An 11650-nucleotide genomic window follows, 5' to 3' on the forward strand; every position below is an offset into this window, starting at 1 on the left:
AGCTACTTAACAATGTTAGCGAAATTTTGAACCCTATGACCGAATCTGACACACCGCGCCACAATCCCTCACGGAAGGCGATCGGTCGCCTGAGAAGCAGTAAAACAGGGGAAAATACCTGAGACTCTTTCCCCTATGAATCCCTAAGCTAGGGAGAAGAATATAAAGATTTATTAAATTGTAGCTTAGGATACAGTTGTGGGGGGGAGTGTGTATGCTGGCTTCAAGTTGTCCTCAACGGAGTGTCGCCATTAACGGAGTGTGTAAATTACATGAGTGTCGCAAAGCAATATTCTATCAAGCAGACCATTTTTAAGCAGCTTTTATTTCTGCTCCCTTCTTTTCTTGCTTGGAGCAATTTACCAGCAAATAGCCAACCCGTAGGTTCTGGAGTGACAAACGGTGTTTTTAATAGCTTCGCCAGTCCTTTTCCCTATACAGATGTCAATGGAATTGGTACTAATCAACTTGATTTTAGTCTTCCCGATTCCGCTCCCAGCTTTTTTAAATTCGATGGAACATCTTTTGAGAATGTTCAAGTTGGACAAACTTTTGTCTTAGGAACACTTAGCTATAAAAATGGAATTGGTTGGATTGGACTTCACACCTCAGAACTAGCAGTTTCTAGTAGTTCGTCCACTACCACTCCATTTAATTTTAATCAGATTTTGACTGAACAGATCGGATTAGATATGACCGCCAATGGTTTTGTGGTCGATGGAGTGTTGGTTCTCGCAACTCCTGAACAAGCAGCTGATATATTATATTTTCCTAATAGACCAGAGTTAGGAAGCTTTCGTATTTATGAAAATTCCACTGGTACTGTGGAAGTTTTAGGAAGATTTGGTTCACTTCAGTTGGCAGGTTTTGGGAATGCTATATCAGGGGGTTTTGTTGATCCAACCATCGATCCTATTCCGACTGCTCCTGCTGTTTCCGTTCCTGAATCTGGAAATATAGCTGGCTTACTTGCGATTAGTATTGTGGGCGCAGCTTCCACCCTCAAGCGCAAACTAAAACCCTCCCAATCCACTGAAAAAGAAACTACAAAAGTCTCCTAAAATCCCCCATAAAACCCCACAAAAACCCCTTCATTAATTGGAGGGGTTTTTGTCATAAAACCCAGTCGTTGATCGTTAGGAGAATTGAGATTGATTGTATATACCCCAAAATAGTCCTACTGTTCACTAATTTTACTTTCAGCGAGAATTTCTTGGAGGACGGGGGATAAATTGCTAGTTAAACGGCCGGATCGAATAAATTCAGCGTAGGTATCAGCTTCGATATCTAGGAGGGTTTCCCGAAGTTGTTCCATTGTTAATAGCTGTAATTGGGGATAACTATCGTTGAGAGATTGAATTTCCGCTTCTACGGTCTTTAATTTTTCTTTGACGAGATGCTGCTCATAACTAAAAAATTCGGGGGCAACATCGGGAGATTTATCTAACTTAGAAAGATAGTCTAAAACCCTTTTTAAAGCTACCCGTCGGGCTAAAAGTTCCGCATAGTTTTCTCGAATTGGTTGATCACCGATCAAGTCTAATCTCGATAGGAAAGTTTGAATAGTTAATCCCTGAACCAAAAGGGTAAAGAGAACAACTCCGAAGACGATATCGATGATATCCTGACGATTGGGAAAAATAACCGGCACACTTAAAGCTAGGGCAATAGAAACGGAACCGCGCAAACCTCCCCACCATAAAACCGTTTTTTCCCGCCAATTAATTTTAGTTTCCATCAAGGCATTACTAACAGTTGCTAGAGCAAAAGTAGCCAGAAAACGGGCCGCTACCACGGCGGCGATCGTGATAAAAATTAAATTGAGATTATCGGCTAAACTGGAGAGACGAATCTGATCGCCGATGAGAAGAAAAACGATCGAATTGACAAAAAAAGCGAGAAACTCCCAGAATTGCGTGACTAATAGGCGGGTACGGGGACTCATGCTGATTCTAGAGCCAAAATTACCCAAAATAATCCCCGTAGTCACCACTCCGATTACCCCCGAACCCCCGAACTCCTCGGTTAATAAATAAGCACCGTAGGCGGACACAAGAGTTAAAGACTGTTCCACTAGGGGTAAATCCAGACGTTGAGTCAGATAGGAGATACCAAAACCCACTAAACAACCCACTGCCACCCCGATACCGATAAAAGCCGCAATCCGGCTAATGGTTGTCTCTAAGGATAGACCACTAGCACCGAGGGGAATTTCCACCAAAAGAGCGAAAGCGACGACAGCAACCCCATCATTAAATAAGCTTTCCCCTTCCAAAAGCACGGTGAGGTTTTTACTGGCCCCTAATTCGCGAAAAAGAGCGACAACAGCGACGGGATCCGTAGAAGAAAGGCTCGCACCCACTAATAATGCCGTAAATAGGGGTAAATTGGTCAATTCATCTAGGGTAAAACCAACCCCGAAAATCGAGATAATTACGCCGACAATAGCGAAAAGACTGACGGGAATCCAATTATCCTTCAGATCTCGCCAGCGTGTATTCCAAGCGGCTTCAAATAGCAAAGGGGGCAGAAAAATTTCTAGAATCAGTTCGGGGGATAGGTTCACCAGACGGATATCGATAAAAGCTAAACCCAAACCGACTATCACTAACAATAGGGTGTAAGGAATTTGGCGAAACCAGCTAAAAATCCTCGAAACCGTGGCCACACTCAGGGAAACGGACAAAACAATTAGAAATTGTTCTAAATTTTGCTTAATGACTTCATCGGTAGCGGATTCTAAACTCATTGGGTGGGAGGCAATCGGTGAGCGGACGTGCAAGAAAAGAACAATCTAAATTATTATGACACTTTAGAACCAGTGATTTTTTTTCCTAAACCCAAGTTTTTCTGCTGGCAATCCCTTTTATCTATGTCCTTGACTATGCCTCAGTCTGCCGAGTCCTCCACGGGTGAGGATTTACCCCTAGCTATCTCACCCAGTAACGAGCAGTTAGAGAATATTAATAGCTATTTAAACCTGATTTTGGCGGCTTTAGTCTCTCTAGCTAATTTAGACTCCGATTCTATCACCCAAGCAGCCCAAGAATTAGCCTTAGATGCAGATACAAGCGATCGCCTAGTTGCCCACCACTGGCAACCCCAGTCAAAACTTTCCCTAGCGGACATCCGTTCTCTAGTTCTCCTCCTCTGTCATCTAGCCCAAAAAAAGCAAGAGTTAATCCGTCGCGCTGTAATTCTCTTGGAACAAGTGGGAACTCAAGGACAAGAACCAGTCAAAACCACGCTTTTAGGCAATTATATCGATAATTTTCGCTTAAAATACCCAGAAATATCGGAAAATAATCTCAGTGATTCTAGCCTTGCTTCCCTAGCTTGGAAATTATTAATCGATTTATTGTTCTACAGCAGCCCCCGCAGTCATCTCCTTCTTTGGCACACCCTTTTGGCAAGTAAAAAGTAAAAAGGCTATCAGTTATCAGTTATCAGTTATCAGATGTAAGTTATCAGATGTAAGTTTTCAGTTCACTGATTACTGTTTACTGTTTACTGGACGGCTACGCCGTGCCTTTGGCAACACTGAAAAAAAGCTTCCCAGTTCATAATTCATAATTCATAATTTATAATTCCCACCGATAACTAAAAATGAGTAATCTAATTCGCAAATATACACCCCCCACCTGTACCCTAGAAATTTGGGGAAATAGTTCGCCTCTAGCGGTTTGGCTGGGTAAAAATGTCTTAAACGATGCTCACTTTCAATTGCGCTTTGATGATCCTAGATTGAGTGAGGAAAAACAGGTGACGATCAAAGGCGATCGCACACAATTACAACTACTAGGAGAAATTGTCGCTAATTATGTGCAGAATTTACTCTCTAGTCCTGTTTCTACCCTCTCTTTCGTGGCTAGTGGTTCCCCCGAAAGTCATCTTCCCTCCTTACCCTCTCTCCATTGTCAGGGACTTCTCCAGCATCAATTATTTTTAGGTTCCCTGCTAACCGATCAGGATAAACAGGAGATCGAATTAACCACATCGCAATTATTCGATCTAGCCAATGCTTTAGGGGAATATAACCATGAAAGCCCCCTAATACCCCCATTAATTCGCCAGAAAACTCGAAAAAATGCCCTGATCTGGACGGGATTAATCGCTTCGGCCCTAATAACTATCGGGGGAATAGCGATCGCATTTTATCAACAGCAACAAGCAGTCAACAATGATTTAACCAGCGATCCTAATAGCGCCAAGATTCCCCAACCCTTGCCAACGCTGCCTTTACCCCCCACGGGAACGGTCGCCCCAAACCCGCAGTTACCGGCAAATTTGGGCAATAAAACCCCTTTACCGCCACCGCCGCCCGTGGCAACCGTTCCAGCCCCAGTTCGCCCCTCTAGCGTCCCCCTAGTGATTCCGCCGCCCACTTTACCGCCGCCACCGGTCACAGGTTCGCGTCCAGGCGGCACGGCGATCGTAATTGAACCGAATAATCAGAAAATCCCGATTACTGCCCCCCTCGTCACTGGCGATCAGGGTACAAACGCACTGGCAAATGTCCCCCCCACCACGATGAATCCGACTCCAGCACCGCCAAAATTGCCCAATTTACCGCCTATAAGCCCTATTAACCCTGAAAATGTCAATTTAGACCCCAAACCGCCCACAAGCACCGCTAAAGCCCCAGAGACGAATTTACTAGATACCATTCCCCAAGTGGCAGAAACCAGAGAATATTTTCAATCCCGTTGGCAACCGCCGGAAAGTCTCAAGCATACTCTAGAGTACCGTTTGGTCTTAAATCAGGATGGTTCCCTAAAACAGATTATTCCCCTGGGACAGGCGGCGAAAATCTATCTCGATCGCACTAATATGCCCCTGCTCAATCAACCTTTCGTTTCTCCCCTCGATATCCCCGGTAATCCTCAATTGCGTCTGGTGCTTGGTTCTGATAGTACGGTGCGGACCTTTATGGAACAGTAATAGGCTGTAAGCTGCCCGCGCGTTGAAATTGCTTGTTGAGACGAGGCAAGAGGCAATTTAAATACTTAACAGCTTAGGAATAAAAAGCTCTCGGACTGGCTGATGGGCAAAGAGTGAAAAAATACAAGGGTTCTTAATATTAATTTACAATAATCTCGTCGGCGCTGTCAGGTTGGTTCATTTCCGTTAGGGTTTGCCAACCTGATTGCCAGAGATTCGCGTCTTGCAACTGTTTAGCATTAATCCAGAAGCGGACAGTCGGATCGCAGGAAGCGACTAATTCCGCAAAAACCCATTGACCGCGATTTTGACGATTGACCACTTGAAAATGTCGCCAGCCCCATGTTTTTTGTTTTGCCGTCCATTTTGATCCCAAGAGATGGGGATATTTCTGTTTTTTGGGCATAAAAGTTAAAACACCTGAGTTCGGGATAGGCTAAAACCCTTATATTATCCTAGTCTGCCAACCCGGTTCTTTTCCCGGAGCCAAGGAGGGGAAAAATTATCGGGGCGCTTAAGTGCGCCCCAGTTTTGGCTAATAACCGCGCCAAACACCAACCAAAACCCCTTGTACTTGTACTTGTTCGGTATTGACTGTAATTGGTTGATATTTTTGATTGGAGGGTTGGAGAGTGATGATTTCTCCTTCTTGGTAGAAACGTTTTAAAGTAGTGCCGTGGCCTTCGACTCTAGCGGCGACGATTTCCCCATTGGACACCGCTTCACTACCCGTGAGAGAACGCATAATCACCAGATCGCCATCGGCAATATGATCCTCGATCATGCTGTCTCCGGAAACCCGCAGAGCATAACAGTCTTGACTGCGTTGCAACAGGTTAGAGAGATCGAGTTTTTCTTCCACATCGGTGAAGGGTTCCACTAAACCACCGGCAGCGATCACGCCTAGAACCGGTAAACCTTGCACTGGTTGTTTGAGAATCCGCAGGGTGCGTGCTTTTCCTTCTGTCCAATCAATATAGCCTTTGGCGCGTAAACGTTCTAAACGGCTTTGAATCGGTGCGGGAGAGCGTAAATTCATCGCTCGCATCATTTGCCGAATAGAAGGGGCGTGTTGAGTAGTGCGAATATACTCAATTAGCCAGTCGTACAACTCCTGTTGCGCTTGAGTAAGGGTTTCGAGGTTAGTCATGATCTATTTTCCTATCCTTGGGTTAAGATAATTTGTACTTTAGTTCATTTGTGTTTAACCTAGTACATCTTAACTTCATCGGCCGACTAAATCAACTGGTTATTAGACCGCTGGCAAAAATCAAAAATTGTCGTGGTTGGTTAGGAGACTCCGAGACAGGAGACTCCGAGACAGGAGACTCCGAGACAGGGGATTATTTCTATTTATTCTTCCGACACCCCACACCCCACACCCCACACCCTGCCACCACCGAAAAACTTTTTGCCGCAAACCCTAATTAATAATTCATAATTCCTTCTCCCTGCTCATAGACAGTCTTAATGAGTAATTTAGATAGTCAACAGCTTATCTTCTGACCTAGCACTTTTTTAAAAAAAGTATCATTAATTTTTAAGTAGTCGGACATAAATTCTGTTGTCTATCTTAAGAAATGTAAATTACCGCAATTCTTCCTGACGACCGACGACCGACTCCTTACCCCACCCACAGTTAACTTTACTTTTGTCCAACTACTTACTTATCAATTCTCAATATTAATTAATCCCAGTGTCGGTTGCTGGCAAACTCAGCAGCGTATTAAGAAAAAATAACGAATTGCTAGAAAGCCCAGAATCTGGATAATGATCGAGGTGGAGACAGAAAAATTGCTCTACTTAAGCCTGTCTGCCGTAAGCGTCCAATAGTAGATAGGGAGTCAAAAGCGACGCTCAAAGAAAATCCTTCGGTTGTCAGGGAAACGAGAGGATATTTAGTGCGAAATTGAGCCGTAAAAAAACTTAAAATCCCGACAAATATCGTAAAAACTAAGGGGAACACATGACCAAAAAAACCTATGCAACCATAGACGGTAACGAAGCTGTTGCGCGCGTTGCCTATCGTCTCAGTGAAGTGATCGCTATTTATCCTATCACTCCCTCCTCGCCTATGGGTGAATGGTCCGATAGTTGGGCAGCCGAACGCAGAGCTAATCTCTGGGGAACCATTCCTTCCGTAATCGAAATGCAGAGCGAAGGTGGGGCAGCGGGAACCCTGCACGGAGCGCTACAAACAGGCTCTTTAACTACCACTTTCACCTCCTCCCAGGGATTACTATTAATGCTCCCCAACTTCTACAAAATTGCTGGGGAATTGACCTCTTCAGTGGTCCATGTGGCGGCCCGTGCTTTAGCAGCCCAAGGATTGTCAATTTTTGGGGATCATAGTGATGTCATGTCTGCCAGAAGTACGGGTTGGGCTATGTTAGCGGCTAATTCCGTTCAAGAAGCTCATGATTTGGCCGCTATCGCCACAGCTACCACACTAGAAACACGGCTTCCTTTTCTGCACTTTTTTGATGGTTTTCGTACCAGTCATGAGGTGCAAAAAGTCGAATTAATTAGCGATGAAACTCTCAAAGAACTAATTGATGAAGACCTAATTATTGCCCATCGTCAAAGAGCTTTAACTCCCGATCGACCGGTGTTACGAGGCACGGCACAAAATCCCGATGTTTATTTCCAGGCAAGGGAAAGCGTCAATCCTTTCTATCATGCTTGTCCCGATATCACTCAAAAAATTATGGATCGTTTTGCCCAATTAACAGGACGGCAATACCATCTCTATGAATACCACGGTGCGCCCGATGCCGAAAGAGTGATTATTTTAATGGGATCGGGAGGGGAAACCGTCCATGAAACCGTGGATTATCTCAATCAAAATGGGGCGAAAGTTGGGGTTTTAAAAGTTCGTCTCTATCGTCCCTTTGCCGCCGAAAAATTACTGGCAGCTCTGCCCACCACGGTGAAAAAAATAGCCGTTTTAGATCGCTGTAAAGAACCCGGTGCCGGGGGCGATCCGCTATATTTAGACGTGGTAAATGCCTTTATGGAAGAGTACGAAGGCCAGCTGCCGAAAATTGTGGGAGGACGCTACGGTTTATCTTCCAAAGAATTTACTCCAGCCATGGTTGCTGGCATATTTGATAACTTAAGTCTCGACAAACCGAAAAATCATTTCACTATCGGTATCGTTGATGATCTCACCTTTTCCAGTTTGGAATATGACCGCAGTTTCTCCACTGAACCGGACGAAGTAGTGCGGGCGGTTTTCTACGGTTTAGGTTCCGATGGTACGGTGGGAGCTAACAAAAACTCAATTAAAATTATCGGTGAAGATACTGATAATTATGCCCAGGGTTATTTCGTCTATGATTCCAAAAAATCTGGCTCCGTCACCGTTTCTCACCTACGCTTTGGCCCCCATCCGATTCGCTCTACCTATTTAATCACTGATGCTAACTTTATCGCCTGTCATCAGTGGGAATTTGTCGAACAATTTGATCTGCTAGAAACCGCTAAACCGAACTCAATTTTCCTCCTCAATAGTCCCTATCCACCGGAGGAGGTATTTAGTCACTTACCCCGCCATCTCCAGCAAACTATCATCGATAAAAATCTGCAAGTTTATACGATTAATGCCACTCAAGTGGCCAAAGAAGCGGGGATGGGCAGTCGGATTAATACCGTGATGCAGGTGTGTTTCTTTGCCCTAGCGGGGGTTTTGTCGCGGGAAGATGCGATCGCACAAATCAAAAAAGCCATCCGCAAGACCTACGGCAAGAAAGGAGAAGAAATCGTGCAGATGAACATCAAAGCTGTGGATTCTGCCCTAGAACACCTCTATCAAGTCCTAATTCCCGCTACTGTCACCCCTGAAGCTTTTGAATTAAGACCAGCGATTCCCGACAACGCACCCGCTTTCGTCCAAGAAGTCCTCGGCAAAATTATCGCCCGTCACGGGGACCAACTGCCCGTTAGCGCCCTTCCCAACGATGGGACCTATCCCACCGCCACTAGCCAATGGGAAAAACGCAATATTGCCCAAGAAATCCCCGTTTGGGATGCGGATGTCTGTGTTCAGTGCGGTAAATGCGTTCTCGTTTGTCCCCACGCCGTTATTCGCTCGAAAGTCTATGATGAGGCCGAATTAGCCACGGCCCCGGAAACCTTTAAAGTCGCTAATGCTAAGGATCACGACTGGAAAGGGCTAAAATTCACCATCCAAGTGGCCGCCGAAGATTGTACCGGTTGCGGTCTCTGCGTTGATGTTTGCCCCGCTAAAAACAAATCGCAACCGCGTCTAAGAGCGATTAATATGGCTCCCCAATTGCCCCTGCGAGAACAGGAACGAGTTAACTGGGATTTCTTCCTTAATTTGCCTAATCCAGACCGATTAAGCCTAAATCTCAATAAAATTAACCATCAGCAAATGCAGGAACCTCTCTTTGAGTTTTCCGGCGCTTGTGCCGGTTGTGGTGAGACTCCCTACGTTAAATTAGTCAGTCAGCTATTTGGCGATCGCATGATAGTGGCTAATGCCACCGGTTGTTCATCTATCTACGGAGGTAATTTACCGACAACGCCCTGGGCAGTTAACGCCGAAGGTCGCGGTCCGGCCTGGTCGAATTCCCTCTTTGAAGATAATGCCGAATTTGGCTTAGGATTCCGAGTTTCCATCGATAAACAGGCAGAATTTGCTGCCGAACTTTTACAAACCCTTGCTAGTGAAATCGGAGAAAGTCTAGCGGCAGATATTCTCAATTGTCACCAAGTGGATGAAGCGGAAATTTACGAACAACGGCATCGGGTAGAGGCCCTAAAATCCCGTTTAGGGCAATTAACCCCGACCACGCAGGTGAAAATGTTGTTATCCGTGGCCGATTATCTAGTCAAGAAAAGCGTCTGGATTGTCGGGGGTGACGGTTGGGCCTACGACATCGGTTATGGTGGCTTGGATCACGTTTTAGCCAGTGGTCGCAATGTGAATATTTTGGTCATGGATACGGAAGTTTACTCGAATACGGGCGGCCAGGCCTCGAAAGCTACTCCTCGCGCCGCCGTAGCTAAATTTGCTTCTGGTGGCAAACCCAGCCCGAAAAAAGACCTCGGTTTAATGGCCATGACCTACGGTAACGTCTATGTGGCCAGCGTGGCTATGGGGGCAAGAAACGAGCAAACGATTAAAGCTTTCCTAGAAGCGGAAGCTTACAACGGGCCATCGTTAATTATCGCCTATTCTCACTGTATTGCTCACGGGATCAACATGACCACCGCCATGAACCATCAAAAAGAAGTGGTGGAAAGCGGTCGCTGGTTAATGTACCGTTATCATCCCGATTTAGCTAAAGAAGGCAAAAATCCCCTGCAATTGGATAGCCGTGCGCCTAAGCTTACCGTAGCGCAAACTCTCTACTCGGAGAATCGCTTTAAGATGTTGGCCACCAGTAAGCCGGAGGAAGCTAAACGTCTGCTCAAAGAAGCACAAGCAGATGTGGATACGCGCTGGCAAATGTATCAGTATTTAGCAGCAAAAGGTACAGGGAGCAACGAATAGTTATGAATCTACACACTACCTACATGGGTTTACAATTGCGATCGCCGCTAGTCATCGGTGCGGCCGCACCCTTGAGCGAGGATATCGACAATATCAAGAAAATGGAAGACTTTGGAGCCGCTGCCGTGGTTTTACACTCCTTTTTCGAGGAGCAGATTAAACAGGAAAGACTGGCTTTACACCATCATTTTACCCACGGAGCCGAGAGTTTTGCGGAAGCTTTGACTTATTTTCCCGAACCGGAGGTTTTTCACGTTGGTTCCGACGAATATCTCAACCATATTCGCAAAGCCAAAGAAATGGTCGATATTCCCATTATTGCCAGTCTCAACGGTGAGACCTCTGGGGGATGGTTGGAGTATGCCATTCAAATTCAACAAGCGGGCGCTGATGCTTTGGAGTTGAATGTTTATTATGTTCCCAACGACCTAGAATTAACCGGAAATCACGTCGAACAAAACTACGTTGATATCCTCAAAATTGTCAAATCGGAGGTATCAATTCCCGTCTCGATGAAGTTAAGTCCCTACTTTAGCAATACGGCCAATATGGCTAAACAATTAGCGGAAGCGGGGGCCGATGGGTTGGTATTATTTAACCGTTTCTATCAGCCGGATATCGACTTAGAAACCTTAGATGTTCACCCTAATATTATCCTCAGTAATCCCCAAGCAATGCGTTTACCCCTGCGCTGGATTGCCATGCTTTACGGTCGTGTAGCGACGGATTTTGCCGCTACCAGTGGCATTCATAACGCCATCGACGTGATCAAAATGATGATGGTGGGGGCAAAAGCGACCATGTTAGTTAGTGTTTTATTACGCCACGGTTTGGAGGAAATTACCAAGATCGAACAGGGTTTATTGCATTGGTTGGAAGAAAATGAGTACGAATCGATCGAGCAGTTAATTGGCAGTATGAGTCAAATGAATTGCCCGGATCCGACTGCTTTTGAACGGGTACAGTATATGAAAGCTCTGCAAAGTTACGAACCTGTTTGGAAACGTTTTCAAACCGCCGGTAAATAAAAGTGGGAAGCTTTTTTCAGTGTTGCCAAAGGCACGGCGTAGCCGTCCAGTGATCAGTAATCAGTAATCAGTGAACTGAAAACTTAAGTAGGTAGGCGTTAAAAATTATCAGCCACCCCCCTTATCAAGGGGGATCCCCCCCGCCTATCGGCACCCCCCC

Annotated in this window: 9 protein-coding genes; 6 read left to right on the plus strand and 3 right to left on the minus strand. The window is 45.5% G+C overall.

Going from position 1 to position 11650, the window contains the following annotated elements; genetic code table 11:
- Positions 1-272 precede the first annotated feature (272 nt).
- Positions 273-1061, plus strand: a complete 789-nt coding sequence (locus MICAI_RS07955) for a choice-of-anchor K domain-containing protein (RefSeq protein WP_008200115.1) — start codon at positions 273-275, stop codon at positions 1059-1061.
- Between the two features lie 116 nt (positions 1062-1177).
- Here the strand turns inward: MICAI_RS07955 and MICAI_RS07960 are convergent, their stop codons facing one another.
- Positions 1178-2749 (minus strand): Na+/H+ antiporter, encoded by a 1572-nt coding sequence (locus tag MICAI_RS07960; protein ID WP_002758276.1) that lies wholly within the window; start codon positions 2747-2749, stop codon positions 1178-1180.
- Positions 2750-2884: 135 nt separating this feature from the next.
- Between MICAI_RS07960 and MICAI_RS07965 the strand changes: the two genes are divergently transcribed.
- Both MICAI_RS07965 and MICAI_RS07970 read left to right on the plus strand, forming a co-directional pair.
- Positions 2885-3424 carry a DUF3038 domain-containing protein gene (locus tag MICAI_RS07965; protein WP_039899825.1) on the plus strand — a complete coding sequence of 180 codons (540 nt, stop codon included), beginning with the start codon at positions 2885-2887 and terminating at the stop codon, positions 3422-3424.
- 182 nt (positions 3425-3606) lie between these two features.
- The gene (locus MICAI_RS07970; RefSeq protein ID WP_008200123.1) at positions 3607-4941 is read left to right on the plus strand and encodes a DUF4335 domain-containing protein; all 1335 of its coding nucleotides are present in this window, start codon (positions 3607-3609) and stop codon (positions 4939-4941) included.
- 139 nt (positions 4942-5080) lie between these two features.
- Here MICAI_RS07970 and MICAI_RS07975 read toward each other — a convergent pair whose 3' ends face one another.
- Entirely contained in the window at positions 5081-5347 is a 267-nt protein-coding gene (locus tag MICAI_RS07975; protein ID WP_002737176.1) for a TIGR02450 family Trp-rich protein, read from the minus strand.
- Between the two features lie 129 nt (positions 5348-5476).
- Positions 5477-6091 carry a transcriptional repressor LexA gene (gene lexA, locus MICAI_RS07980; RefSeq protein WP_008200125.1) on the minus strand — a complete coding sequence of 205 codons (615 nt, stop codon included), beginning with the start codon at positions 6089-6091 and terminating at the stop codon, positions 5477-5479.
- A gap of 50 nt (positions 6092-6141) precedes the next feature.
- On the opposite strand from lexA, the gene MICAI_RS25805 reads away from it, so the two are divergent.
- From MICAI_RS25805 to MICAI_RS07990, 3 genes are all read left to right on the plus strand, one after another.
- Complete coding sequence (locus MICAI_RS25805) at positions 6142-6372, plus strand: hypothetical protein (RefSeq protein WP_081504660.1); 231 nt, start codon at positions 6142-6144, stop codon at positions 6370-6372.
- 535 nt (positions 6373-6907) lie between these two features.
- Positions 6908-10462, plus strand: coding sequence for a pyruvate:ferredoxin (flavodoxin) oxidoreductase (gene nifJ / locus MICAI_RS07985; RefSeq protein WP_008200131.1), 3555 nt, complete (start codon positions 6908-6910; stop codon positions 10460-10462).
- A gap of 2 nt (positions 10463-10464) precedes the next feature.
- The gene (locus tag MICAI_RS07990; protein ID WP_008200133.1) at positions 10465-11490 is read left to right on the plus strand and encodes a dihydroorotate dehydrogenase-like protein; all 1026 of its coding nucleotides are present in this window, start codon (positions 10465-10467) and stop codon (positions 11488-11490) included.
- The last annotated feature ends 160 nt before the right edge of the window (positions 11491-11650 follow it).

Origin of the sequence: Microcystis sp. T1-4 (assembly GCF_000297435.1) — a bacterium.
Lineage (GTDB): Bacteria > Cyanobacteriota > Cyanobacteriia > Cyanobacteriales > Microcystaceae > Microcystis.